This window comes from Hypericibacter adhaerens (assembly GCF_008728835.1).
GTDB lineage: Bacteria > Pseudomonadota > Alphaproteobacteria > Dongiales > Dongiaceae > Hypericibacter > Hypericibacter adhaerens.
This window is the reverse complement of the sequence record NZ_CP042582.1, coordinates 5,511,341-5,536,594: the sequence shown is the minus strand read 5'-3', so window position 1 is coordinate 5,536,594 and position 25,254 is coordinate 5,511,341. Positions and strand designations below refer to the sequence as shown.

Below are 25,254 nucleotides of genomic sequence, written 5' to 3'. Positions count from 1 at the left end.
ATGACCGTCAGATCTGGAGGCGGCGAAAGACGAACCAGGGCAGGTGGCGGATGATCAGCATGATCGGACGCCAGATCCAGGGCGTGTAGAGGATGCGCCGCCGCCGCAAGACCGCCCGACAAATGTCGGCCGCGACCCGGTCGGGCGACACCAGGAAGGGCTTCTTCTCCAGCGACGCGGTCATCGGCGTATCGACCGGGCCGGGCTTGACGATGAGGATATGCACCGCCGTTCCGTCATAGGTCTTCTGGAGCCCTTGCAGGAAGACGTCGAGCCCGCCCTTGGACGCATCATAGACCGGGTTCTTCGCCCGGCCGCGGTCGCCGGCGACGGAGGCCAGCGCGACGAGGGAGAGCGGCGCGTCGGCCCGCCGGTTCTTGAGGAGCGCCAGCGTCCACAGGGCGGCGCTGGTCAGATTGGTGTCGAGCAGGCGGCGGGCCTGCGAAAGATCCGTCATCGTCTTCGGCATCTGGCCCAGAAGCCCATAGGCGATGAGGATCTCGTCCGGCTCGCCGAAGCGGGACCGGATCGCGTCGACATGGCTCTCGATCGCCTCCATCGCCGCGAGATCGGCGGTGACGATCTCCGCGGCCGCGGCGCCGCGCGCCAGAAGGTCCGCCGCGATCTCGCGCAGGCGGTCTTCGTGCCGGCCCACCAGCGTGCAGCGCAGATCGGCGCTCGCGCATCGCCGGGCATAGGCTTGGGCGATCGCCGAGGTCGCGCCCAGGACGAGCAGGTGGCGCGCGCCGCTCATGCCGCGACCCCCGTCACGCGCCGCCAGAAGTCGGACAGGAAGGCGGGGTCGCGTTGCGCCTCGAGTCTTCTCCAGTTCGGATAGCCGGCCTGGAAATGCCGCGGCGACATCGTCGCATCCTTGGCGGGATAGAGCCGTCCGCCCGCTTCGAGCACAATGTCGGCGAGCTCGTTCAACAGAGCCGACGTGCCGGCACCGAGATTGGGAAAATCGAGCGCCAGCGTGGCGCCGGGCATCGGGAACGAAAGAATTCCCGGCGAGGTCCGGGAGCCGAAGATCTTCAGCACGGCGAGGAACGATCCTTCGCTCCGCCCGACGGTCAGCGCGAGCAGCTTGCGGATCGCGTCCGGCGCCGCCGCCATCGGGATGGCGCATTGGTGCTGGAAGAAGCCCCGCTTCCCGTAGAGCCGGTTCCAGTGGCCGATTCCGTCGAGCGGGAAAAGGAAGGGATCGTAGTGGGTCCTTCCGCGTCCCCATGCCCAGGGCCGGCTGCGATAGACCGCGTTGAAGGCGCGCAGGGCGCGCCCGTTCAGCAGCCAGGCCGGCATATCGCAGGGCACGGCGAGAGAGGGATCCCGATGGGTCTCCAAGCCGCCGTTCGTCGCGTGCCGGCCGCGCATATGGAGGCCTCGCCCCAGGTGCCGTCCCTTCGCCAACCCGTCGATCCAGGCGGCGGAATAGTCCCAGCCGGCATCGTCCGCGGCGATCCGGAAGAACCCGTCCAGATCGGCGAACGGCAGGGTCTCCGTCTCGAAATGGGCGGAGCCGACCGGCGCCAGCTGCAGCTCGACCCAGAGGAGGAGGCCGGTAAGGCCGAGGCCGCCGATCGTGGCCGCGAACAGCTCGTTGTCTTGCGACGCCGACAGCTCGCGCACCTCGCCGTTCGAGCGCGCGAGCCCGATCGCCCTCACATGAGCGCCGATGCTGCCCGCCGATTCATGGTTCTTGCCATGCACGTCATTGGCGACCGCCCCGCCGATGCTCACGAACTTCGTGCCGGGGCAGACCGGTGGAAACCAGCGGCGCGGAACCGAGATTCGCAGCAGCTCGTCGAGGCTAAGGCCTGCCTCCGCGCGGATCACGCCGGTGCCCCAATCCGCGGCGAGGATGCGGTCGAGGAATCGGGTCTCGATCAGCCGGCCCCGGGCGTTCAGGCAGGAATCGCCGTAGCTGCGGCCGCGGCCATAGGCAAGGGCGGGCACGCTTGCGCGCACGATCTCGGCGCGGGCGGAATCCAGGAAAGCCGGGCGCGAGACATGATGGGGCGCTTTGTGAAAGCGCCCCCACGCTTCAACGCTCTCCAGCGGCAAACCCTCTTCCTCTCTTCCAAGGGAGAAACCCGGCCCCGGGAGGTTACGCGCTTTCCGCCGACCTGGGAATGTGGGCCCGATCCAAGGGATCAGTTCAGCCGGGACTTGAGCTCCCGGATCAGCCTGCGCGCCTGCTGGCGCTCGCTGCTTTCGGAAGCGGCCGCCGTGAAGCGCTCGAGCGCCTCGGCCGCGGCCCGGAGATTGCCGCTCTCGGCCTCGATCAACCCGAGCTCCCGCCAGAGACCGTTCTCGTCGGGCGCGAAAAGCAGCATGCGGCGCACATGCTCGGCCGCGGCGCTGAGCGCGCGCGCCGCGATCAGGCGCCGCTTGATGTTGTTCTCGAGCCGCAGCAGCACCGCGCGATCGGGCAGGGGATCGTAGTGGCGCGCCTCGAGCTCGGCCGCCGGCCCATGGACCACCTTCACCAGGCGGCGCAGCTCCGCCACTTCCAGCACCGCGCCGCCATTGAAGGGATCGAGGATCGCCCGTCCGCCCGCATGCTCGAGGCGGATCACGAAATGGCCCGGGAAGTCGAGCCCGACCGCGTCCCAGCCCTGCCAGCGCGCGGCATGGAGATAGAGGATGCCGAGCGCCACCGGCAGGCCGCGCCGGCGCTCGATCACCGACAGCAGATTGGCATTGGCGAGATCGTCGTAATTGTCGCGGTCGCCGTCATAGCCTTCCTGCCGGGCCAGCACCGCCGCGAGGGCGAAGCGGCAGGCATCGAGATCGTCGCGGCCGGCGACGGCGAACGCGTTCGCCACCGCCTGCCCCAGCGCCGTCAGATGCGCCCGCGCCGCCGCCAGGGACGCTTGCGGGCGGTCCAGGGAAGCGAGCGCCAGGGCGGCGCTCGCCAGATCGACGGTCGCCTCCGGCGCGGCGCCGATCGAGGCCAGGTAGTCGCGCGCCGGCATGGCGTCGGGCCAGGGCGGGACGGTTGCAACGGGGGGACGGTCGGCGGTGGCGCTCATCGGCAACTCGCCTCAGGCGAAGAAAGCATTACGAGGTGCTGGCCGCCCCGGCCGGTGCATGAGGGGTGGCCGGTACGGAATCCCCGGGCGGGGATTGAATCGGGACGGGCTCGGTCTGCGCGGGCTCGGTCTGGGCGGGTAAGGGCGGCGGCGGTTCGCCCTTGATGCGCACATAGCTGGTAACCCTCCGCACATAGGAGATGTCGCGCGCATGGTCGATGACGCGCTGCAGCTCGGCATTGTCTTGGGCTATTCCCATCAGATAGATCGTGCCCTCCACCGCCTCGACGCTGTAATTGACCGACCGGATCTTGATGTCGAGCAGCATCTTGTTGCGCAGCTCCTGCGCGACCCACTGATCCTGGATGGCCTGGCCGAGGTCGGGCGCCTCGGCGACCTTGATCTCGTCGATCACCTGCTTGACGCCGTCGACCTCCCAGGCGAGGCGCACCGCCGTGACCCGGGCCGAAGCCTTCTGCACCACGCCGGTCAGCAACAGCCGCCCCTCCTGGATCTGCAGCCGCACCTTGCTGAACATGTCGGCATCGTTGTCGAGCCATCGTGCCTGCACCTTGGTCCAGATGACGTCGTCGGACAGCGCGGTGCCGAGGCCCCGTTCCTGGGTGGCCTGGACCGCGACGAAGACGCCGGCGGTCTCGGCCATGCCGATCGGGCTGCAGCCGGCCAGTGCCGGCACCAAGACCGGCAGGAGCAGCGCCCATAGAACGGGCCCGCCCCAAGCATGCGCCCCCCGGCACGCGCTTTCGGGCCGACGGGTGAGAGCGTGGGCCGGCGCCATCATGCGAATCGGCGCCGATTCTAGCCTGCCGCAAGGTCAATCCCGCAAGGAATAGCGGGGGATTCCTCCGATTCGTTCCCAGATGACGCCGGTCGGCAAGGATCAGTCCGGCTCCGGCCGCCAGGCATCGGGCAGGTGCCGCGGCCAGTGGCCCGGCACCATCAGCACCGCATCGAACCTGAGATCGAGCTCGGCCAGATGGGGATGCTGCGCCAGCCACCGCAAGAGGGCCCGCGCGATGCGGGCCTGGCCGCGCCGGTCGATGGCCTCGCCCGCGGTCAGGAGGTCGGCGCGATGCTTGACCTCGATCGCCACCAGCAGCCGTCCGCGCCGCGCGAGGATGTCGATCTCGCCCACGCCGAGGCGCAGATCGCGTCCCAGGATGCGATAGCCTTTGAACCGCAGCCACCAGACCGCGAGCGTCTCCGCCCAGCGGCCCCGCCGCAGCGCCGCGCGGCGCCTGTCGCTGTCGGGGCCCCGCGGAACCGCCATGGCGTCAGGCCGCGGGGTCGGTGCCGGCCAATGCCAGCGCCCGCGCATAGACCTCGCGGCGCGGCCGGCCGGTCGTGGCCGCCACCGCCGCCACCGCGTCCTTGAGGCTCATGCGGGCGAGTGCCTGGCGCAGCGTCGCGTCGAGATCGGCGGCCGAGATCGAGGCGGCTTCCTCCAGGGGCGGCCCCGCCACCACCACGATCTCCCCCTTGGGCGGCCCGGCTTGCGCATAATGCGCGGCCAGCGCCGCGAGGGTCCCTCGCCTCACCTCCTCATGCAGCTTGGTGAGCTCGCGCGCGACCGCGGCCGGCCGGTCGCCCAGCACCGCCGCCATGTCGGCCAGCGATTCGCCAAGACGGTTGGCGCTCTCATAGAAGATCAGGCTCGAGGGAATCGCGGCCATGGTCTCGAGCTCGCGCCGGCGCTCGCCGCTCCTGGGCGGCAGGAATCCCGCGAAGAAGAAACGGTCGGGCGGCAGGCCCGACAGCAGCAGGGCCGTCAGGGAAGCGGAGGCACCGGGCAAGGCGGTGACGGCGTGGCCCGCCTCGATCGCCGCGCGCACCAGCTTGTAGCCGGGATCGGAGACGAGCGGCGTGCCGGCATCGCTCACCAACGCGATCGATTGGCCCTCGGCGAGGCGGCGCAGCAATTCCGGCCGCATCCGCTCGGCATTGTGTTCATGATAAGGCAGGGTCCGCGCCGCGATGGCGTAGCGCGCCAGGAGCTTGGCGGTGACGCGCGTGTCCTCGCAGACGATCAGATCGACGCCGCGCAGCAGCGTCAGGGCGCGCTCGGTGATGTCGCCCAGATTGCCGATCGGTGTCGCCACCAGATAGAGCCCCGCCGCCGGCGCCTCGTCGCCGCTCCGCTCGCCGATTTTCCGGCTCCTGGCGCGTGGCGGCTCGGGTTTACTTGACGGGACCTGATCGCTAGGCTCGGCGGCATCATCCCCATCGACGCCGGAGCTTTCGGCCCGTGTCGCCTTCCCCTGCCCTCGCCCACCCGTCCGCTTGGCCATCCTTCGCTCCTGCCCGGCGCGCGGTCTTTCCGCTCGTGGCCCTGCTCATGGCGGCAAGCCTGCTCGCGGCTTGCGCGCAGAAGACTGTTACGACGCCGCCGCCGAGCCAGCAAGCGACCGAGCCGGTCCCGGCTCCCGCTCCGGAGCCCGCCCCCGCCCCCGCGCCGACCCCCACGGGGCCGGCCAAGGTCGGCCTGCTGCTGCCGCTCTCCGGCCCCAATGCGGGGCTGGGCCAGGCCATGCTGAACGCGGCCGAGATGGCCCTGTTCGAATCCGGATCCGACAATCTTTCGCTCGAGGTTCGCGACAGCGAGCAGATGGGCGGTGCGACCGCCGCCTCGCAGCAGCTCGTCGCCGCCGGCGTCGAGACGATCCTGGGGCCGGTCTTCGCCTCGGGCGTGGCCCAGGCGGCGCCCGCCGCGCGCACCGCGCAGGTGCCGCTGATCTCCTTCTCGACCGACAAGTCGGTCGCGGGCAACGGCGTCTATGTGATGGGCATCCTGCCCCAGGTCCAGGTCGATCGCGTCGTGCGCTATGCCGCGACGCGCGGCTACAAGCGCGTGGCGGCGCTGGTGCCCGACAGCGCCTTCGGCCGTGCCGTGACCGGCCAGCTCCAGCAGACCCTTCTCGCCACCGGCGGCAACCTCGCCCAGGTCCAGTTCTATCCGCCGGGCACCTCGGATTTCTCGCCCTTCCTGGAGAAGCTGGGCGCCGCCAAGGGATCGTTCGACGCGCTGCTCATTCCCGAGGGCGCCGACGTGCTGCGGACCGTGGCCCCGCTCCTGTCCTATTACGGCATGGAGCAGACCACGGTGCATCTGCTCGGCACCTCGCTCTGGAACGACCAGTCGCTGCTGCGCGAGCCCTCGCTGGTGGGCGGCTTGTTCGCGGCCCCGGCCAGCGAGGCCTGGGCCGGCTTCGCCGACCGTTATCGTTCGAACTACGGCGCGCAGCCGCCGCGCATCGCCAGCCTCGCCTATGACGCGACGCTGCTGGCGGCGGCTCTCACACGCGACCCGGCCCATCCGCGGATCGACAACAGCATCCTCACCGGTCCCGACGGGTTCTCAGGCATCGACGGCATCTTCCGCTTCCGGCCCGATGGCGGCGTCGATCGCGGGCTTGCCGTGTTCGAGATCCAGAACGGCGCCTTCGGCCTGGTCGATCCGGCGCCGCAGAGCTTCCCGCCGCCCGGCGTCTGACGGGCCGTTTCTTCGCTCAATTCAGCTGCGCCAGCGCCCGCTGGTCGGCGGCGTCGGCCTGGGCCGTTTGGCCGAGACCGCGCCAGGCCCGCGCCATCCAGCGCCAATTGCCGGGGCTGGTCTCCTTGCGGGCCAGCCGTTCGCCGGCGAGCGCCCGGGCGAGAGGGTGCTGCCCGCCGCGCAATGCCGCCGCCAGCAGGGTCTGCTCGATCAGGTCGCGCTGCGCATGACTGCCGCCGAAGAGAGGGGCCCGCCTTCGCGTCGCGAGCAGCAGGTCGACGGCCTCGCCGTCATGGTCGCGGCCGAATTCGATGAACGCCTCGGCCAGCGGCAGCCCCACCTCGCGCGTCATCATCGCGTTGCTGTCCTGGCCCAGCGATCGCGCGGCCAGGCGCGCGCGCAAGGCCTCGGCCTGCTCCTCCTCGCCCGCGCCCACGAAGGCCATCATCGCGTGCACGTCGTTGAAGCAATAGACCAGGTCTTCCGCGTAGGCCTGCCAGAGCTTGGCCAGCGCCTGCCAGCGGTGCCGGCCGGGCTCGAACCCCGCGAGCTTCAGGCGCCAGAGCAGCGCCGACGCATCCACCAGATCGAGCGGCTGGTCGCTGACGCCGCCGCGCAAGGGACCGTCATAGAGCTCGAGCGCCGCGTCGCCGTCGCCATGGTCGAGCTCGTAGAGCGCCAGGTGCCACCAATTATGGACGGCGAAGAAGCTCTCGGCCCAGTAGGGCGCGCCGCCCCACAGAAAGGCGATGCCGTCGCCGATGCGGCCCTGCATCTCCAGCACATGCGCCACGGCGTGATGCGCCCAGGGGTCGTAGGCATTGCGCGCGATGGCGGCCCGGCCGAGCCGCTCGGCCTGCTGATAATCGCCGCTCTCCTCGAGCCCGAAGGCGAGCATGCCGAGAAGGAAGCCGTAGCCGGCATCGCTTTCGCTCCAGCTCGGCAGCACGCGGCCGACGGTGTCGCGCAGATTGGCGCTGTCGCCCAGGAAGAAATAGAGATCCTGAAGCACCTTGGTCGCGAACAGATCGCGCGGATGCTCGAGCAGCACCGCTTCCCAGGCCGCCGCCGCGTCCTGCCAATGGCCGCTGGCCCAGGCGCGCGCGGCATGGAGATGGCCGCGCAGCCGCGCCGGCATCTGCGGCCGCAGGGCGGCCTCGGCGCGGGCGAGGCAGCCTTGCGCCGCCAGCGCTTGCGCGCGCGTCATCGGATAGACGCGTCATCGGATAGAGATGCAGCACCGCTTCGATCAGATGGCCGAAGGCGAAACCGGGATCGGCTGCGACGGCGCCGCGGATCTCGGCCAGGGGATCGCCGCTCAGCGCCACCACGCCGAGGATGGCGCGCTCATAGGCCTCGAGCGCCGCGCGATTGTCGGTGCCCGTCGGCTCGCCCCAGCGGTCGGTCAGCGCCACGTCCCCTCTCCCGCCACCTCGCCCCGGCGGCGCCAGCTTCGGCCGATCCGGATCGCCGGTCTATGGAGAATGTTAGGAAGACGGTCATCGCTCCTGGAGGCTGCCCGTCGAGCGACCCTGCCGGCCGAGGTCGGCGTTAGGCCGGCTTCGCCTCGGCCAGCTTCTGCTCCGCTTCCCGGATCGGCTTCGTCTCCTCCAGCAGCCATTCGCGGAAGGCCTTCACCGCCGGCCGGTCGGCGGTGGTGCGCGGCGCCACCAGGTAATAGGCGAATTGCAGCTTCAGCATCACGTCGAAGGGCTTCACCAGATGGCCCGCCGCGATCTCGTCCTGGACGATGACGAGGCTCGCCAGCGCCACTCCCTGCCCCTTGATCGCGGCGTCGATCGCCATGGTCTCGGGCGAGAAGCGGGGCCCGCGCGTCGGATCGACATCCTTGACGCCGGCCGCCAGCAGCCACATGCGCCAGTTGGGATAGAGGTCGTTGTCGGGCTGCACGTCGCTGTGGAGCAGCGTGTGGTATTTGAGGTCCGCGGGTCGTCGCAGAGGATGCGGGCCCTCGAGCAGCTTGGGGCTGCAGACCGGAAATTCGGGCGCGCTCATGATCTTGTCGACGCGCAGGCCCGGATAATGGCCGCCACCGTAACGGATCGCGACGTCGATCGGCTCGATCGCGAAATCGACCACATGGTCGGTGGCGTCGATCCGGAGCTCGATCTCGGGATGAAGCGCGCCGAAGCGCTCAAGCCGCGGCACCAGCCAGCGCGCGGCGAAGGTGGGCGCCGAGGAGACGGTCAGCGTGTTGCGGTTGGCACGGGTGACCAGCGCCATGGCGGCCTGGATCCGGTCCAGCCCCTCGCGCAGGCCCGGCAGGCAGAGCTGGGCCGCGTCCGTCAGCATCAGCCGGCGGTTCAGGCGGCGGAACAAAGGCTGACCGAGCCGGGCCTCCAGGGTCTTGATCTGCTGGCTGACCGCGGCCGGGGTCACATGCAGCTCCTCGGCCGCCTTGGCGAAGGAAAGATGCCGGGCGGCCGCTTCGAAGACCCGCAAAGCATTGAGCGGAAAGGCGTTCATGCCCTGCCTTTCAGAATAGTTTTCCTAATCTTCTAGGCTAGAAGGTCTCGTTTGTCAAACGGCGTCAATTGGGCCATTTTTCACGTTATAGAGCCGGTGGCGCCGCTCTTTCAGTGAAGGAAATATTAGTTCATGGCGCCCCGGCCGAACGAATGGAGGATGTTATGATCGATCGTTTCTTTGATGGCTTGGTCCAAACCTGGTTCGGTTCCGACCGGAACCTCGCGACCCAGCAGAAGCTCGAGCGCGATACGCTTTCGCTCGACATCGCGTCGGGCACCTATCGGTTGCTCGAGGGGATCGACAGCGGGATCGCGGCCCTGGCTGCCGGCGCCTCGCGCCTGCGCCATGGCGATCGCCACAGCCCCGTCGGCTGCGGCTGAAACCAGGGACGGGCGGGACGAACCCCGTCCGGCAAATCACTGATGGCCAGCGAACCGAGGGCCTGCCGTTCCTGAACGGCGGGCCCTTTCGCTTTTCAGGGTGGCGGTTAGCCGAGCAACGCCGGGAGCAGGGCGTTGAGGCGCTGGCGGCCTTCGGGCGTGGCCCGCAAGCCCGATGCGTCGAGGATGAGGAAGCCGCCCTCGATCAGCCGCTTGAGCTTGGCGCGATCGAACAGGGCCTCGGGCTCGGCGCCGGTCTCGTCGATGAAGCGCTGGCGGGCGACACCCTCGCCGAGCCGCAGGCCCATCAGCACCATCTCCTCGAGCCTTTCTTCGCGATCGACCTCGTCGCGCTGGCGCGTGGCGTGCCCCTCGCGCTCGACCGTCTCGAGCCAGGGCTCGGGCGCGCGATGCTGGCGCGTGGCCCATTTGCGGCCGGCGAGCGTGAGCCTGCCGTGGGCGCCGGGACCGACGCCGACATAGTCGCCATAGCGCCAATAGACGAGATTGTGCCGCGACTCCTCGCCGGGCCGCGCATGGTTCGAGATCTCATAAGCCGGCAGACCCGCGGCTTCGGTCAGCTCCTGCGTGATCTCGTAGAGCGCCGCTTGCGTGGCTTCGTCGGGGATCTTGAACTCGCCGCGCGCGACCGCCCCTTCGAAGGCCGTGCCGGGCTCGATGGTGAGCTGATAGAGCGAGAGATGGCCGCCGGCGCGCGCCAGCGCTGCTGCAAGCTCGGCGCGCCATTGCGCCGGCGTTTGATCGGGCCGGGCATAGATCAGGTCGAAGGTGAAGCGCGGGAAGTTCGTGCGCGCGGCGTCGAAGGCCTTGAGCGCCTCGGTGGCGCTGTGCTGTCGCCCGAGGAACTTGAGCGAAACATCGTCGAGCGCCTGGATGCCGATCGAGACGCGGTTGACGCCGGCCTGGGCGAGGGCTCTGAAGCGACCGATCTCGACCGAGGTCGGGTTGGCTTCGAGCGTGATCTCGATCCCGGGCGCGAAAGACCAGTGATGGCGCGCGCGCTCGATCAGGTCCGCCACCATGCCGGGCGGCATCAGCGAGGGCGTGCCGCCGCCGAAGAAGATGCTGTCGAGGCGGCGAGGGGGGCCGCCCGCCGCTTCGATCTCGGCCGCGTAATGGTCGAGCTCGCGGATCAGCGCGTCACGCCAGCGCGTCTCGTCGATCGCGGCGCGGACATGGCTGTTGAAATCGCAATAGGGGCATTTCGACTTGCAGAAGGGCCAATGGAGATAGAGCCCGAAGCCGCCCGGCACGGGTCTCGCCCCGGCACCCGGCATCGGCACCGTCTTCTCCTGCGTCGTCGGAATCATGCCGCCTCTCTCAGGCGAAGCAGGCGGCCACCAGCTGGCGGAAGGCGTCGGCGCGGTGGCTGATCGCATGCTTCTCGGCCGGGTCCATCTCGCCGAAGGTGAGGGTGCGGCCGTCGGGCAGGAAGATGGGGTCATAGCCGAACCCGTGCAAGCCACGGGGCGGGAAGGCGAGGCTGCCCTCGACCTTGCCCTCGAAGGTCTCGCAATGGCCGTCGGGCCAGCAGAGCGAGAGGGCGCAGACGAAACGCGCGCGGCGATGGCCGGCGGTCCTGATCCCGCGCGTCTCGAGCGCGCGCTCGACCCGTTTCATCGCCTCCCCGAAATCGCGGTTCTCGCCGGCCCAGCGCGCCGAATGGATGCCGGGCGCGCCGCCCAGCGCATCGACGACGAGGCCGGAATCGTCGGCCAGCGCCGGCAGCGATGCCGCCATCGCGGCGGCGCGTGCCTTGAGCTCGGCATTGCCGCGGAAGGTCGTCTCGGTCTCCTCGGGCTCGGGCAATCCCAGGCTCGCGGCCGAGACCGGCTCGACGCCGAAGGGCCGCAGCAGCTCGGCGATCTCCCTGACCTTGCCCTGGTTGTGGCTCGCCACCACCAGAGTCTTTCCTTCGAAACGTCGGGCCATCGACAGGGTCTTCACCATCAGGAGGCAGGGATTCTCTTCCGACCACAGGGTAGGGAAAGTCTCGAGCGGCCGAAATCCCATCGCGAGATAGAAGGCGCGGGTGGCGTCGTAAGCGGCGGACCCGGCCTCGGGCGCCAGGGTCTTCACCGACAGGAACTCGACGCCGAGAGGCGAAAGATGGGCTTCGACGGCCTTGAGCAGGCGGCGGCCGATCCCCTGCCGGTGATGGTCGGCCAGGATCCCCAGGCAATGAAGCTCGGCGGCCCAGGCGCTCTGCGGCTTGACGGTGGCGAAGCCCACGACGCGGGCGCCGCTGCGAGCGGCCATGAGGGTCAGATCGCGGGCCTCCTCGGCATAGCGTGCGATGGCGTCGGGGATGCCGAACCAGTCGGGCAGGGCCGTCAGGATGCCGTGGACGAGCGCGTGACGCCGCTCGGAGTCGGGCTCGGGTTCGATGCGGATGTCGTTGCGCGCCGTCGGCCCACTCATCCGGCCTTCCGGATCGCCTCGCGCTGGAGAGCGACCAGCTCGCCGATGCCCTTGCGCGCGAGCCCGAAGAGCTGGCCGAACTCGGCATCGGAGAAGGGCTTCTTCTCCGCCGTGCCCTGGATTTCGACGATCTGGCCGGTGCCGGTCAGCACGAAATTGGCGTCGGCATCGGCATTGCTGTCCTCGGCATAGTCGAGATCGAGCACCGGCACGCCCTGGAAGATGCCGCAGGAGATCGCCGCCACATGGTCCTTGATCGGCATGGCCGGCATCGCGCCCAGCTTGCGCATATGGGCGAGCGCGATATGGAGGGCCACGAAGCTGCCGGTGATGGCGGCGGTGCGGGTGCCGCCATCGGCCTGGAGCACGTCGCAATCGAGCCGGATCTGGCGCTCGCCGAAGCCGCCGAGATCGATGACGGCGCGCAGGGAGCGACCGATCAGGCGCTGGATCTCGAGCGTGCGGCCGCTCTGCTTGCCTTTGGAGGCCTCGCGCTCGGTGCGCTCGTTGGTCGCGCGCGGCAGCATGCCGTATTCGGCCGTGACCCAGCCGCGGCCGGAATTGCGCAGGAAGGGCGGCACCTTCTCCTCGACGGTCGCCAGGCACAGCACCTGCGTGTCGCCGAAGACGGCGAGGCAGGAACCCTCGGCATATTTGCTGACATTGATGTCGAGACGGATGGAACGAAGCGCGTCGGGCGCGCGACCGGAAGGACGCATGGATCGGGAGGCCTAGGAAAAAGGTTTCGAGGGTCTGGCTTGGTGGTCCGGACCCTATCCTCTGACGCCCGACCGGTCCAGTTCGGCGAAGCCCGGGCGACGGCCCGGTTCACCCGGCCGGATCCCTCGCCCGAGCCCCCGGCCATGTCCCTCACATTGACGGTCCCGGCCGGCATTACTAAGTTTTAGAACGCGCCAGGAACCAGCCATGACAACGCCTCTTTCCATCAAGCGGACGCTGCAGGCGACGGGACGCCCCGACGCCGTCGCCGAGCTCAGCCAGCGCTCCCGCGACATCTTCCGCCATATCGTCGATGCCTATGTCGAGACCGGCGAGCCGGTCGGCTCGCGGACGCTCTCGCGCCGGCTGGGCCTGAGCCTGTCGCCCGCCACGATCCGCAACGTGATGGCCGATCTGGAGGAGGCGGGGCTGCTCTATGCCCGCCACACCTCGGCCGGCCGGCTGCCGACCGAGCTGGGCCTGCGCATGTTCGTGGACGGGCTCCTCGAGATCGGCGGCCTGACCGAGGACGAGCGCCAGACCATCGACAGCGAATGCGCGGCCTCGGGCCGCAGCCTGCCGCAGGTGCTGGAGCAGGCGACCCAGATGCTGGCCGGCCTCTCGCATTGCGCCGGGCTGGTGGTGGCGCCCAAATCCGCCCGGCCGCTGAAGCATATCGAGTTCGTGCATCTGGGCCCCGGCCGCGCGCTCGCCGTGCTGGTGACCGAGGACGGCATCGTCGAGAACCGCATCCTGGATCTCCCGATCGGCCTGCCGCCTTCCTCGCTGATCGAGGCCGGCAACTATCTGGCGGCCAAGCTGGTGGGCCGCACGCTCGACGCTGCCCGGGCCGATATCATGGCCGAGATCAGCAGCCAGCGCGCCGAGCTCGACCAGCTGGCGGCCAAGGTGGTGGAGGCGGGCCTCGCCAGCTGGGCCGGCGGCAACAAGGACGGCGCCCTCATCGTGCGCGGCCAGTCGCGTTTGCTCGAGGATGTGAAAGAGATTGCCGACCTCGAAAGGGTCCGGGCCCTCTTCGCCGCGCTCGAGACCAAGGAATCGCTGGCCCGCCTGCTCGAGGCGGCCGACAGGGCCGAGGGCATCCAGATCTTCATCGGCGCGCAGAACGAGCTGTTTAGCCTGTCGGGCTGCTCGGTCGTGATCGCGCCCTATCGCGATTCCGACGAGCGGATCGTGGGGGCCGTGGGGGTGATCGGCCCGACCCGCGTCAATTATGCCCGCATCATCCCCATGGTGGACTACACCGCCAAGGTGATCGGGCGCGTGCTGGGGACGGGAGGGGCCTTGATCCGGCCGTCCGGGGACCCCATAACCCGGTCCTGACCCCGCCGACCGAAGGAAGACCATGACGGACGAGAAGAGAGACGAGGGCGCGCCCGCGCCCGCCAATGACAGCGCTGTGCCGGCCGAGGCCGCGGCGGCCCCCGGGACCGACCCGCTCGAGGAGGCCAGGGCCGAGATCGGCCGGCTCAAGGACCAGCTCCTGCGGGCGCTGGCCGAGACCGAGAATGTGCGCCGGCGGGGGCAGCGCGAGCGCGAGGACGCGCAACGCTATGCCGCCACCGCTTTTGCCAAGGATATGCTGGCCGTGGCCGACAATCTGGGCCGCGCCCTGCAGCATATCCCGGCCGAGCAGCTCGACAGCGACCCGGCCCTGAAGACCCTCTATGACGGCGTGGCCGCGACCGAGCGCCAGCTCGTGGCGGCCTTCGAGCGCCATGGCATCCGGCGCATCGAGCCCCTGGGCGAGAAGTTCGACAGCAACCTGCATCAGGCGATGTTCGAGGTGCCGGGCACGGGCCAGCCCGCCGGCACGATCGTCCAGGTGCTGCAGCCGGGCTACCTGATCCAGGACCGGCTCCTGCGCGCGGCCATGGTCGGCGTGGCCAAGGCCGAACCGGCCGCGGCCAAGCCCAACGGCGAGGGCGGTGCACCCGGCAGCCGGATCGACACGGTCGTTTAGCGCCGGCGTTCGGGGCGGCGGAACCCTGCAGTTCCTGAGCCAATGCGGATGAGCGGGCTGGCGCAAAGCGTTATGAGCCGGGGTTGTTTCGGCCGCGCTCGGCCGAGCGGCGCATGAGCAGCGGGAAGAGCCACAGCATGAGGAGGCCGACCGCGGCCAGGCCCAGCCCGACGATCCAGAGCGGCGGCGCCTCCAGGACCCAATAGCCGATCGCGGCCAGCGCCAGCCCGATCACCAGATCGGCGCCGAACAGGATCCTGATGACGCGGTAGATGCCGCTGTTCTGCAGGTCGGGTTCCTGGCTGCTGCTCATGGCGCATCCCGAAGGGGCTGGAGGGACCGGTCGGCCGGGGCCGGTTCAGGGCCTGCAGAATAGGGGTCCGGGAGGGCGGCGGCGAGAGGCTGGAAATCACATCTGACCGGGGCCTGCGGCATGTCGCCAAGGGGCAGATTCTGGCGTTTTTGCGGCCATCAGGTGCTTGCGCCCGAACCCTGGCCGCCTATATATCCCGTCGGACCAAAAGGTCATTTTCCCAAGCGGTATCGGGTCTTGCCCGGTAGCCGCAGGGCAGCTTGAAAATCGGGGGTCCCGGGGCGGTGCTTCGCCAACCCGAGAAGGCCGCGGGCGGACCTGCCATGGAAACGAGGAAGCAATGAGCAAAGTTATCGGCATCGATCTCGGCACGACCAACTCCTGCGTCGCCGTGATGGAGGGCAAGGATGTCAAGGTCATCGAGAACGCGGAAGGCGTGCGCACCACGCCCTCGATGGTGGCTTTCACCGATTCCGGCGAGCGGCTGGTGGGCCAGTCGGCGAAGCGCCAGGCGGTGACCAATCCGGAGAACACGATCTTCGCGGTGAAGCGCCTGATCGGCCGGCGCTACGACGACCCGATGACCCAGAAGGACAAGGGTCTCGTCCCCTACAAGATCATCCCGGGCGACAATGGCGACGCCTGGGTCGAATGCCATGCCAAGAAATATTCGCCCTCGCAGGTCTCCGCCTTCATCCTGCAGAAGATGAAGGAGACCGCCGAAAGCTATCTCGGCGAGAAGGTCACGCAGGCCGTCATCACCGTTCCCGCCTACTTCAACGACTCGCAGCGCCAGGCCACCAAGGATGCCGGCCGCATCGCGGGTCTCGAGGTGCTGCGCATCATCAACGAGCCGACGGCGGCCGCTCTTGCCTATGGCATGGAGAAGAAGGGCACCGGCACGATCGCGGTCTATGACCTCGGCGGCGGCACCTTCGACATCTCGATCCTCGAGATCGGCGACGGCGTGTTCGAGGTGAAGTCGACCAACGGCGACACCTTCCTCGGCGGCGAGGATTTCGACGCGCGCATCATCGATTATCTCGCCGACGAGTTCAAAAAGGAGCAGGGCATCGATCTGCGCAAGGATCGCCTCGCCCTCCAGCGCCTGAAGGAAGCGGCGGAGAAGGCCAAGATCGAGCTCTCGGGCACGATGCAGACCGAGGTCAACCTGCCCTTCATCACGGCCGACCAGAGCGGGCCCAAGCATCTCAACATCAAGCTGACCCGCGCCAAGCTCGAGGCCCTGGTCGACGACCTGATCCAGAAGACGGTCGAGCCCTGCCGCGCGGCCCTCAAGGATGCCGGCCTCAAGGCCTCGGAGATCAACGAGGTGGTGCTGGTCGGCGGCATGACCCGCATGCCGAAGGTGATCGAGACGGTGAAGTCCTTCTTCGGCCGCGAGCCGCATAAGGGCGTCAACCCGGACGAGGTCGTGGCCATCGGCGCGGCGATCCAGGGCGGCGTGCTCAAGGGCGAGGTGAAGGACGTTCTGCTCCTCGACGTGACCCCGCTGTCGCTCGGCATCGAGACGCTGGGCGGCGTGTTCACGCGCCTGATCGAGCGCAACACCACGATCCCGACCAAGAAGAGCCAGGTGTTCTCGACCGCCGAGGACAGCCAGAACGCGGTCACCATCCGGGTCTTCCAGGGTGAGCGCGAGCTTGCGGCCGACAACAAGATCCTGGGTCAGTTCGACCTGGTGGGCCTGCCGCCGGCCCCGCGCGGCGTGCCGCAGATCGAGGTCACCTTCGACATCGACGCCAACGGCATCGTCCAGGTCTCGGCCAAGGACAAGGCCACCGGCAAGGAGCAGCAGATCCGCATCCAGGCTTCGGGCGGTCTCAACGAGACCGACATCCAGAAGATGGTCAAGGATGCCGAGGCCCATGCCGCCGAGGACAAGAAGCGCAAGGAGCTGATCGAGGCCCGGAACAACGCCGACAGCCTGATCCACTCGAGCGAGAAGTCGCTGGCCGAAGGCGGGGACAAGGTCCCGGCCGCCGACAAGACCGCCATCGAGGCGGCCGTGGCCGAGCTCAAGGAAGCGGTCAAGGGCGAGGACAAGGCCGCGATCGAGAGCAAGACCCAGAGCCTGATGCAGCTCGCCATGAAGCTCGGCGAGGCGCTCTACAAGCAGAGCCAGGCCGACGCCCAGGCGGGCAGTGCCGGCGGGCCGGCGGGTCCGGGCGCTGGCGGCGGTGCCGGTGCGGCCGGCGGTCCCAAGGAAGGGGTCGTCGACGCCGATTTCGAGGAAGTCGACGAGAACCGGAAGGGCAAGGCGTAACCGAAGCCGGGCTCGACCATCAGAGACGGACTATCAGCGGGGCCGGCGGGCCTCGGGGGCGTAACGAAACCATGCTCCATCGCTCGCCGGCCCCGTTTCTGTTATCTGACAAGGGTCTTTCAATCTTCGAGTCGTAGGTTCCGGCGAGTGACGACAACCTGACCATCATGGCCAAGCAGGATTACTACCAGACCCTCGGGGTGCCGAAGGACGCGAGCGCAGAGGCCATCAAGAAGGCCTACCGCGCGGCGGCGATGAAGTTCCACCCCGACCGCAATGCCGGCGACAAGGCGGCCGAGCACAAGTTCAAGGAAATCAGCGAAGCCTACGAGATCCTCAAGGACGAGCAGAAGCGCGCGGCCTATGACCGCTACGGCCACGCCGCCTTCGAGAACGGGGCGGGCGCCAGGCCCGGCGGCGGCTTCGGCGCCGGGGCCGGCTTCGGGGCGGGCGGCTTCGCCGACATCTTCGAGGAGATGTTCGGCGAGTTCGTCGGCGGGCGCGGGCGGGCCCAGGCCCAGACCCGCGGCGGCGACCTGCGCTACAACATGCAGATCACGCTCGAGGAGGCCTTCGCCGGCAAGACCGCCACGGTGCGCGTGCCTTCCTCGGTCAAATGCGAGGATTGCGCCGGCTCGGGCGGCGAGAAGGGGACCCATCCGGTCTCCTGCCCGGTCTGCCACGGCTCGGGCCGCACCCGCATGACGCAGGGCTTCTTCACCATGGAGCGGACCTGCACCCATTGCGCCGGCACCGGCCGCGTCATCGAGAAGCCCTGCAAGAGCTGCGGCGGCTCGGGCCGCACGCGGCGCGACAAGAGCCTCAACGTGAATGTGCCGCCGGGCGTCGAGGACGGGACCCGGATCCGCCTCGCCGGCGAAGGCGAGGCCGGCCTGCGCGGCTCGCCGCCGGGCGATCTCTACATCTTCCTCTCGATCGAGCCGCACCGCCTGTTCGAGCGCGACGGCGCCGACCTTCACGTGAAGGTGCCGATCCCGATGGTGACGGCGGCCCTGGGCGGGCCGATCGAGGTGCCGGGCATCGACGGTGCGCGGGTGCGCCTGCAGATCCCGGCCGGCGCCCAGAGCGGCCAGCAGTTCCGCCTCAAGGGCAAGGGCATGAGCATCCTGCGCCAGCATCACCGCGGCGATTTCTACGTCCATCTCGCGGTCGAGACGCCGGTCCATCTCACCAAGAAGCAGCAGGAGCTGCTGGGCGAGTTCGACAAGGCCGGCGGCAAGGGCAAGAGCCACAGCCCCGAGGCCGAAGGCTTCTTCGCCAAGGTGAAGGAGTTCTGGCAGGAGCTGAAGGAGTAGGGCGGCGGGCGCCGCCCAGCCGCCGATCCAAGGATCAGGCGAGCCCTCTTCTGATGAGATTAGTCTCGGCCTCCGGGTCGATCGCTTTGGCCGCTTCGATATCGGCTGCCGCGCGAGCCGGTTCCCCTTTCGCTCGCGATACATAAGCGCGCCCGATCAATGTGCTGGCGCGAAGATTCGGCCGTTGCAGCCGACCAGATTGCAGCCGGTCGGCTATGTCAAAGTCCTCGGCAGCAGCGTCGATGCGGCCCAGCTTCAATAGTGTGAGCCCGCGCCACACATGCATGTCTTCACAGCCGGCGACGAAGCGATCGATCGCGTCGAAATCACGAAGTGCGGCCTCTAAATCGCCCATATCGAGGAACATGAGCCCGCGGTTTAGCATCGCAATGTGATCCTCTGGATCGAGTCTGAGAGCTTCAGCGAAGTCATGAATTGCGGCATCGTAGTTTCCGATATCCGAATGAGCATTGGCGCGATTGTTGAAGGTGTGATTGCGATCGGGATCAAGCGCAATGGCCCGCGTGTAATCGCGAACGGCCGCTTCGACATCGCCCAGCCCCTGCCATAGCCAGCCACGAAGGTGGTGGGTTTCACTGTCGTCAGGTCTAAGACGGATCGCCTCGTCGAGGTTCCTGATCGCCTCGCGATCCTTCTTCAGCCTCATCCAAATGCTGGCTCGGTCGAGGTGGTGCTGCGCCCGGTCGGGCTCGCGGCGGATCTTCTCCGACAGTTCGTTCAGTGCACGTTCCAGATTGTCGCGGCTGTTCTCTGACATGCACAACGCTGCGGCTCAATTTCCTCGGTTGTAGAAATCCGGATAGATAATACCAGATGGTGCTTCAAACGCAGCTTCCCGCCTTGCGCCGTCGCCCATCCCCCGGCTAAATGCCCGCCCAACATCATCGAACCGTCATGAGGGCGGAGGCAGGGGAAGCCATGGCTACCAGGATCGGCGTCGTGGGGGCGGCGGGGCGGATGGGGCGCATGCTGCTGGCGACCATCGCGGCCACGCCCGGCTGCGTCATCGCGGGCGGCACGGAGCGGCCGGGCAATCCGGCGCTGGGCCAGGATCTGGGCAAGCTCGCCGGCCTCGATCCCGTCGGCGTCGGCCTCACCGCCGACAGCGATGCCCTCTTCGCGGCCTGCGATGCGGTGCTCGATTTCACCGCGCCCTCGGCGACCGCGACCCATGCCGCCTTGGCCGCCAAGCATGGCCATGCCCATATCATCGGCACCACCGGGCTCGAGGCGCCCGAGCGCGCGACCATCGAGGCGGCGGCGGCGAAGGCGGCGATCGTGCTGGCACCCAACATGAGCCTCGGCGTCAATCTCGCGATGCTGCTGGTCGAGCAGATGGCCAAGGCGCTCGACGCCGACTGGGACATCGAGATCCTCGAGATGCATCACCGCCACAAGGTCGATGCGCCCTCCGGCACCGCGCTGGGCCTGGGCCGCGCCGCCGCCAAGGGCCGCGGCGTCAAGCTCGAGGCGGTGTCGCAACGCGTGCGCGACGGCATCACCGGCGAGCGGCGGCGGGGCGACATCGGCTTCGCCACGCTGCGGGGCGGCGACGTGGTGGGCGAGCATCGCGTCATCTTCGCGGCCGAAGGCGAGCGCATCGAGCTCGGCCATATCGCCACCTCGCGCGCGATCTTCGCCCGCGGCGCCGTCAAGGCCGCCCTCTGGGCGCAAGGCCAGCCGCCCGGGCTCTACGGGATGAAGGACGTGCTGGGGCTGTGACCATGCCATCGCCGAGGAACGGCCTGTTCGACCTGACCGGCAAGGTCGCGATCGTCACCGGCGGCAATGGCGGCATCGGGCTCGGCATGGCCAAGGGCTTGGCCGATGCGGGCGCCACGGTCGTCATCGCCGCCCGCGACGCGGCCAAGGGCGAAGGGGCGGTGATGGCGCTGGCCGCGTCGGGCGCCCGCAGCGGCTTCGTCGCGGTCGATGTCACCGACGCCGCCTCCTGCCGCGGCCTCGTCGAGCGCACGGTCGAGCGTTTCGGCCGGCTCGACATCCTGATCAACAATGCCGGCATCAATATCCGAAAGGCTCCCGAGAGCTACACGCCCGAGGAATGGCACCGGGTGCTCGACATCAACCTGACCGGCGCCTTCCTCTGCAGCCAGGCGGCCCATCCGGCGCTCTGCCGGGCCGGCGGCGGCAAGATCGTCAATATCGGCTCGATGATGTCGATCTTCGGCGCGGCCTTCGCCGTGCCCTATGCCGCGAGCAAGGGCGGCATCGTGCAGATGACCAAGGCGCTCGCCACCGCCTGGGCCAAGGACAAGATCCAGGTGAACGCCGTGCTGCCGGGCTGGATCGACACCGACCTGACGCGCCAGACCCGCCGCCAGATGCCGGGTTTCCATGAGCGCATCGAAGCTCGCACGCCAGCGGGACGCTGGGGGTCGCCGGACGATATGGCGGGCGTGGCGGTGTTCCTGTCGGCGCCGGCCTCGGACTTCGTCACCGGCGCCGCCATCACGGTCGATGGCGGCTACGCCGCGCAGGGTTGAAACGGGTCAGCGGCGCGCGGAGACGAGGGCCGCCTTCAGCGCGTTGGCGAAATCGAGCCGCTCGGCCGGCGACAGGAAGCGGCCGATGGCGAGCGCATTGCCATGCGAGCGCAACAGCAACGGCGTGTCGGATTCGATCGGCTCGTCGAGCTGGACCTTGAGCCAGTAGGGCTGGAAGCTCCAGCGCTGCACCCGGCCCTTGAGGTCGTGGCGCTCGACCGTGAGCAGGCTCGGCGTCAGGCGGATGCGCTCGAACATCCGCGCGCTGCGGTAGTTGAGGCGGAAGAGAAGATAGAAGAGCCCGATCTCGACCACGCCGAAGCCGGTGATGGGCCAGGCGCCGATGGTGAGGAAGGCGATGCCGGCGAAGAAGCCCACGGCGCCGATCGCCGTCATCAGGATGGCGAAACCGGCCGGCGGCAGGCTGCGATAGGGCGTCAGCACCGCGTCCAGCAGCACGGTCTCCTCCGAAGCGGCCGCATCGTTCTCGGCCGCCGCTTCCGCACCGTCGAAGGGCCGGGAGGTATCTCGCTCTGGGCTCATGGGCCCACTATAGAGCCCGGGGGGCCGGCAGATAAAGTGAAGCAATTGTCGCCTGTTGGGGCCGTCCCGCCCCATTCCGCCGGCCGGGGCGCGCCTGCTATAGAAGGCGGGCGCCGCCAGGGGAATCCGAAGGCCAGCCCATGAAGCCCGCCCAGATCGAGGAGATGTTCCGCCGGTTCCAGGCGCAGAACCCGGACCCGCGCGGCGAGCTCGATTACATCAATCCCTATACCCTGCTGGTCGCGGTGGTGCTCTCGGCCCAGGCGACCGATGTCAGCGTCAACAAGGCGACCGAGCCCCTGTTCAAGATCGTGCAGACGCCGGCCCAGATGCTGGCCTTGGGCGAGGAGCGCCTGCGCGCCTATATCCGCACCATCGGCCTCTTCAACACCAAGGCCAGGAACGTCATCCGGCTCTCGCAGATCCTGGTGGAGCAGCATGGCGGCCAGGTGCCGCGCGACCGCGCGGTGCTGGAGACGCTGCCCGGCGTCGGCCGCAAGACCGCCAATGTGGTGCTCAACATCGCCTTCGCCGAGCCGACCATCGCGGTCGATACCCATATCTTCCGCGTCGGCAACCGCACCGGCCTAGCCCCCGGCAAGACGCCGCGCGAGGTCGAGGACCGGCTCGAGAAGGTCGTCCCCGAAGCCTACAAGCTCCATGCCCATCACTGGCTGATCCTGCATGGACGCTATGTCTGCAAGGCGCTGAAGCCCGACTGCCCGCGCTGCCTGATCGAGGATCTCTGCCAGTTCAAAGGCAAGCTGCTGGCCACCGGACCGGCCGCGCCGACCCCGCTCAAGGCTTTGAAGAAAAAAGAGAAACCGGCAAAGGCGAAAGGCCCGGCGAAGACCGGGCGGGGCAAGGCGAAAGCGGGGAGGAAGCGGGCGGCTAGAGCGAGCTGATGCGCTTCTCGGTCATGAGCGCCGAGACGCAGGGGGCCGTGGCGAGGCTCGCCGCCGAGCGGTCGCGCGCCTCGAGATAGGTCACGCGCAGCGGCGTGCCTTCGGATTCCTGCGGGTAGAGATAGAGATCGAGCACGCAAGCCTGCGCGCGATACTGCCAGACCTCGGCGCCGGTCTCGTTGCGCACGAGCTGGGGATGGCCGAAGAGGTGCTGCAGCTCGTCCGGGCCGAGCCCGACGAGATCCTTCGCATCGCTGCTTTCGGTCGCGGCGGGCGTCGTCGCGGTGGCCTGCTGGACGGCCGGTGCCGGGCTGGAAGCGTCAGCGGCGGCGGGTGCCGGTGTCGCGGCGGGCGTGGCCGAGGCGCTCGGCGGCAGGGTCCGGGCAGCGCAGGCGGCCAACGCCAGGGCCATCAGCCCGGTCGCGACCATCCCCGACAACCTATTGATAGCCAACATAAAAATCACCGCCGGTGCGACCGGCGCCCTGCGCGGCGAGATGCCCATCCGATTGTCCGGCGCGTGACCGCCCACCCGGGCGTCGCGCCGATCTCGTCGCGCTGAAAGGCTATGACACAATCGTTACTGATTCGTCACCGGGTTTTGCCGCATTTTCGGAAAACTTTCCTAAGATTTTTTTGAGGCACAGCCATTCGGATTCCGCGAGGGGGCGATCGTTCGTCACGGAACGGTGCTATCGACGCCGGCCGTCGCCCAGCAGCGTCACGGTGAGATGAACCATGAAGGCGGTCGCGAGCACCGGCGCAATCAGGTTGAGAATGGGAACCGTCAGCAGGAAGGCGATCGCGGCGCCGGCCAGCATGATCCGTCCCTGATGCGCCTGGCGCAGGCGGCGCGCGGAATCCGGGTCCATCCGGCGCATGGCCACCTGCTCGAAATACTCGCGTCCCAGCAGATAGCCGTTCACCCCGTAGAAGACCGCGGCATAGGCCGGCGGGAACCAGAGCAGCAGCAGGTAGATCGGCAGCAGCAGCAGGTTGAGCCCCAGGGCCACGCCCGCGAAGGCCAGGGTCTGGCGGATGATCTCGCCCCAGGATTGCGGACGTGCCGGCCCCAGCATCGGGTAGTGCCGCTGCTCCACGGCTTCGCTGACTTCGTCGAGGAAGATGCCGAGCGTGCTGGTGACGGCGGCCGGGAAGAGGAACCAGGCGAGAATCACCACGCCGAAACCGGCGGCGAACTCGATCACCTTGTCGAGCCAGCCGATATCGAAATGCGCGAGCCAGGCCGTCAGGAACCAGAGGCCGACCGCCAGCAGCACCAGCACCGCCAGGGCCAGGGCCAGGCTCTTCCAGAGCACCCCCCGGATGCGAGGGTTGCCAAGGTCGCCGAAGGCGGCGGCAAGGGCGCTGAACATGGGGGAGGGGCCTCGGGGGCTGCGGGAATGACCGTGAAAGGCGATGATTGCCAAGGATTTAGCCGGCCCGGGCGGGGCGATCAATCCGGCTTGGCCCTGGAATTGGGAATGAAAGGCCCGCCTTGCCAGGGGTGACGGCCTTGGAAGCACCGGAAAAACCGGTCTTTTCAAAGGTCCATCCCCCTGCGGCGGAAGCGCTGGCCGGCGGCAGCAAGCTTGAGATCGGGCGGCCGCTGGCTATACTCCGCCCGCGCCGCCCGGAACGGCCTGAACATGACTTCAGGCCCTTTGGGCGGCGCCTGCTTTTCCGAAAAAGCGCCATCCCGCCGCCCGCCCCCTGCCCCAGGGGTTCGGTGCTGCAGCAGGAGAGGGAGCCCCTGACGCGGCTTCCAGGATCGAGAGCGACGCCATGGCCAACAACCCGGCTCCCGCCGACATCGACGTGCTCGGCATCGGCAACGCGATCGTCGATGTGCTGAGCCATGCCGACGAGCGTTTCCTCGACCGGGCCGACCTGCCCAAGGGCAGCATGTCGCTGATCGATGCCGAGCGCGCCGACCAGCTCTATCGCGCGGCCGGTCCCGCCATGGAGGCGTCGGGCGGCTCGGCCGCCAACACCATCGCCGGCCTCGCCTCGCTGGGCGCGCGCGCCGCCTTCATCGGCAAGGTCTCCAACGACCAGTTCGGCGGCATCTTCCGCCACGACATCAAGTCGCTCGGCATCCTGTTCGACACCTTCCCCGCGACCGAAGGGGCGCCGACCGCGCGCTGCCTCGTCTTCGTGACACCCGACGGCCAGCGCACCATGGCGACCTTCCTCGGCGCCTGCCTCGACCTGACCGAAGACGATATCGACGAGGCTCTGGTGGCGCGGGCCAAGATCACCTATCTGGAAGGCTATCTGTGGGATCCGCCGCACGCCAAGCTCGCCTTCCTCAAGGCGGCCGAGGCGGCGCATCGCGCGGGCCGGCTGGTGGCCTTGAGCCTTTCCGACGCCTTCTGCGTCGACCGCCACCGCGCCGAGTTCCAGCAGCTGGTGTCGAACCATGTCGACATCCTCTTCGCCAACGAGCTCGAGATCTGCTCGCTGTGGGAGGCGGAGGATTTCGACCAGGCGCTCCAGGTGACGCGCGGCAAGACCCGGATCGCGGCGCTGACGCGCAGCGAGAAGGGATCGGTGGTGCTGTCGGGGCGTGAAATTCATGTGGTCGACCCCGCGCCCGTCACGCGCGTGGTGGATAGCACGGGGGCCGGCGACCAGTATGCGGCGGGCTTCCTCTACGGCCTGGTGACGGGCCGCAGCCTCGCCTCCTGCGGCCGGATCGCCAGCCTGGCCGCCGCCGAGGTGATCCAGCATCTGGGCGCGCGGCCGGAAGTGCCGCTCGCCGAACAGGTGTTGTCCGATTTCGTCTGATCCGATGTGTTGA

Annotated in this window: 25 protein-coding genes and 2 pseudogenes; 10 read left to right on the top strand and 17 right to left on the bottom strand. The window is 68.8% G+C overall.

The features are described 5' to 3' along the window. Positions 1-7 precede the first annotated feature (7 nt). The 6 genes from FRZ61_RS24805 to rsmI form a co-directional block, all read right to left on the bottom strand. Positions 8-754 carry an SDR family NAD(P)-dependent oxidoreductase gene (locus tag FRZ61_RS24805; RefSeq protein WP_151120330.1) on the bottom strand — a complete coding sequence of 249 codons (747 nt, stop codon included), beginning with the start codon at positions 752-754 and terminating at the stop codon, positions 8-10. Beyond that, the gene (locus FRZ61_RS24800) at positions 751-1,956 is read right to left on the bottom strand and encodes an FAD-binding oxidoreductase (protein ID WP_225308994.1); all 1,206 of its coding nucleotides are present in this window, start codon (positions 1,954-1,956) and stop codon (positions 751-753) included. Before FRZ61_RS24800 ends, FRZ61_RS24805 begins: the two co-directional genes overlap by 4 nt. Positions 1,957-2,153: 197 nt before the next feature. Continuing rightward, a complete protein-coding gene (locus FRZ61_RS24795; RefSeq protein WP_225308993.1) occupies positions 2,154-3,035 on the bottom strand; it encodes a SirB1 family protein in 882 nt (293 codons plus the stop codon). A 28-nt stretch (positions 3,036-3,063) separates the two neighbouring features. After that, positions 3,064-3,699: a BON domain-containing protein gene (locus FRZ61_RS24790; protein ID WP_191909197.1), complete on the bottom strand. Its 636-nt coding sequence runs from the start codon at positions 3,697-3,699 to the stop codon at positions 3,064-3,066. Between the two features lie 237 nt (positions 3,700-3,936). Further along, positions 3,937-4,326: a YraN family protein gene (locus FRZ61_RS24785; RefSeq protein ID WP_151120327.1), complete on the bottom strand. Its 390-nt coding sequence runs from the start codon at positions 4,324-4,326 to the stop codon at positions 3,937-3,939. Between the two features lie 4 nt (positions 4,327-4,330). After that, positions 4,331-5,155: a 16S rRNA (cytidine(1402)-2'-O)-methyltransferase gene (gene rsmI, locus FRZ61_RS24780; protein WP_318526355.1), complete on the bottom strand. Its 825-nt coding sequence runs from the start codon at positions 5,153-5,155 to the stop codon at positions 4,331-4,333. A 224-nt stretch (positions 5,156-5,379) separates the two neighbouring features. On the opposite strand from rsmI, the gene FRZ61_RS24775 reads away from it, so the two are divergent. Then, on the top strand, positions 5,380-6,546 hold the full coding sequence (locus tag FRZ61_RS24775) for a penicillin-binding protein activator (protein ID WP_151120325.1): 1,167 nt from the start codon (positions 5,380-5,382) through the stop codon (positions 6,544-6,546). A 16-nt stretch (positions 6,547-6,562) separates the two neighbouring features. Here FRZ61_RS24775 and FRZ61_RS24770 read toward each other — a convergent pair whose 3' ends face one another. Both FRZ61_RS24770 and FRZ61_RS24765 read right to left on the bottom strand, forming a co-directional pair. Continuing rightward, entirely contained in the window at positions 6,563-7,753 is a 1,191-nt protein-coding gene (locus FRZ61_RS24770) for a tetratricopeptide repeat protein (RefSeq protein WP_151120324.1), read from the bottom strand. Between the two features lie 344 nt (positions 7,754-8,097). Then, a complete protein-coding gene (locus tag FRZ61_RS24765; RefSeq protein ID WP_151120323.1) occupies positions 8,098-9,033 on the bottom strand; it encodes a transcriptional regulator GcvA in 936 nt (311 codons plus the stop codon). Between the two features lie 164 nt (positions 9,034-9,197). Between FRZ61_RS24765 and FRZ61_RS24760 the strand changes: the two genes are divergently transcribed. Further along, a complete protein-coding gene (locus tag FRZ61_RS24760; RefSeq protein WP_151120322.1) occupies positions 9,198-9,416 on the top strand; it encodes a hypothetical protein in 219 nt (72 codons plus the stop codon). A gap of 107 nt (positions 9,417-9,523) precedes the next feature. Here FRZ61_RS24760 and hemW read toward each other — a convergent pair whose 3' ends face one another. The 4 genes and pseudogenes from hemW to rph all read right to left on the bottom strand — a co-directional run bounded on the left by hemW (position 9,524) and on the right by rph (position 12,577). Further along, positions 9,524-10,747 (bottom strand): coproporphyrinogen-III oxidase family protein, encoded by a 1,224-nt coding sequence (hemW, locus tag FRZ61_RS24755; RefSeq protein ID WP_456077634.1) that lies wholly within the window; start codon positions 10,745-10,747, stop codon positions 9,524-9,526. 10 nt (positions 10,748-10,757) lie between these two features. Beyond that, entirely contained in the window at positions 10,758-11,369 is a 612-nt protein-coding gene (gene rdgB / locus FRZ61_RS26750; RefSeq protein ID WP_225309292.1) for an RdgB/HAM1 family non-canonical purine NTP pyrophosphatase, read from the bottom strand. Between the two features lie 123 nt (positions 11,370-11,492). Continuing rightward, a pseudogene (locus tag FRZ61_RS26975) lies at positions 11,493-11,696 on the bottom strand (GNAT family N-acetyltransferase); the annotation flags it as partial. Positions 11,697-11,854: 158 nt separating this feature from the next. Then, positions 11,855-12,577: a ribonuclease PH gene (gene rph / locus FRZ61_RS24745; RefSeq protein WP_151120320.1), complete on the bottom strand. Its 723-nt coding sequence runs from the start codon at positions 12,575-12,577 to the stop codon at positions 11,855-11,857. Between the two features lie 208 nt (positions 12,578-12,785). On the opposite strand from rph, the gene hrcA reads away from it, so the two are divergent. Then, a complete protein-coding gene (hrcA, locus tag FRZ61_RS24740; protein WP_151120319.1) occupies positions 12,786-13,922 on the top strand; it encodes a heat-inducible transcriptional repressor HrcA in 1,137 nt (378 codons plus the stop codon). 22 nt (positions 13,923-13,944) lie between these two features. Continuing rightward, a complete protein-coding gene (gene grpE, locus FRZ61_RS24735) occupies positions 13,945-14,562 on the top strand; it encodes a nucleotide exchange factor GrpE (protein WP_151120318.1) in 618 nt (205 codons plus the stop codon). A gap of 70 nt (positions 14,563-14,632) precedes the next feature. On the opposite strand, the gene FRZ61_RS24730 is transcribed toward grpE, so the two are convergent. Beyond that, a complete protein-coding gene (locus tag FRZ61_RS24730; protein WP_151120317.1) occupies positions 14,633-14,875 on the bottom strand; it encodes a hypothetical protein in 243 nt (80 codons plus the stop codon). 340 nt (positions 14,876-15,215) lie between these two features. On the opposite strand from FRZ61_RS24730, the gene dnaK reads away from it, so the two are divergent. Further along, a complete protein-coding gene (dnaK, locus tag FRZ61_RS24725; RefSeq protein ID WP_151120316.1) occupies positions 15,216-17,162 on the top strand; it encodes a molecular chaperone DnaK in 1,947 nt (648 codons plus the stop codon). Positions 17,163-17,329: 167 nt separating this feature from the next. Beyond that, a complete protein-coding gene (gene dnaJ / locus FRZ61_RS24720) occupies positions 17,330-18,478 on the top strand; it encodes a molecular chaperone DnaJ (protein ID WP_151120315.1) in 1,149 nt (382 codons plus the stop codon). A gap of 34 nt (positions 18,479-18,512) precedes the next feature. On the opposite strand, the gene FRZ61_RS24715 is transcribed toward dnaJ, so the two are convergent. Further along, entirely contained in the window at positions 18,513-19,256 is a 744-nt protein-coding gene (locus tag FRZ61_RS24715; RefSeq protein ID WP_151120314.1) for a tetratricopeptide repeat protein, read from the bottom strand. 161 nt (positions 19,257-19,417) lie between these two features. Between FRZ61_RS24715 and dapB the strand changes: the two genes are divergently transcribed. Then, positions 19,418-20,221, top strand: coding sequence for a 4-hydroxy-tetrahydrodipicolinate reductase (gene dapB, locus FRZ61_RS24710; protein ID WP_151120313.1), 804 nt, complete (start codon positions 19,418-19,420; stop codon positions 20,219-20,221). A 2-nt stretch (positions 20,222-20,223) separates the two neighbouring features. After that, positions 20,224-21,003 (top strand): SDR family NAD(P)-dependent oxidoreductase, encoded by a 780-nt coding sequence (locus tag FRZ61_RS24705; RefSeq protein ID WP_151120312.1) that lies wholly within the window; start codon positions 20,224-20,226, stop codon positions 21,001-21,003. A gap of 6 nt (positions 21,004-21,009) precedes the next feature. Here FRZ61_RS24705 and FRZ61_RS24700 read toward each other — a convergent pair whose 3' ends face one another. Next, the gene (locus tag FRZ61_RS24700; protein ID WP_191909196.1) at positions 21,010-21,546 is read right to left on the bottom strand and encodes a DUF2244 domain-containing protein; all 537 of its coding nucleotides are present in this window, start codon (positions 21,544-21,546) and stop codon (positions 21,010-21,012) included. 140 nt (positions 21,547-21,686) lie between these two features. On the opposite strand from FRZ61_RS24700, the pseudogene nth reads away from it, so the two are divergent. After that, a pseudogene (gene nth, locus FRZ61_RS24695) lies at positions 21,687-22,319 on the top strand (endonuclease III); the annotation flags it as partial. 118 nt (positions 22,320-22,437) lie between these two features. Here the strand turns inward: nth and FRZ61_RS24690 are convergent. Both FRZ61_RS24690 and FRZ61_RS24685 read right to left on the bottom strand, forming a co-directional pair. After that, the gene (locus FRZ61_RS24690; RefSeq protein ID WP_151120309.1) at positions 22,438-22,881 is read right to left on the bottom strand and encodes a hypothetical protein; all 444 of its coding nucleotides are present in this window, start codon (positions 22,879-22,881) and stop codon (positions 22,438-22,440) included. Positions 22,882-23,143: 262 nt separating this feature from the next. Beyond that, a complete protein-coding gene (locus FRZ61_RS24685) occupies positions 23,144-23,827 on the bottom strand; it encodes an EI24 domain-containing protein (protein WP_151120308.1) in 684 nt (227 codons plus the stop codon). Between the two features lie 409 nt (positions 23,828-24,236). Here FRZ61_RS24685 and FRZ61_RS24680 point away from each other — a divergent pair, with 409 nt between their 5' ends. Continuing rightward, entirely contained in the window at positions 24,237-25,241 is a 1,005-nt protein-coding gene (locus tag FRZ61_RS24680) for an adenosine kinase (RefSeq protein ID WP_151120307.1), read from the top strand. Positions 25,242-25,254 lie beyond the last annotated feature (13 nt).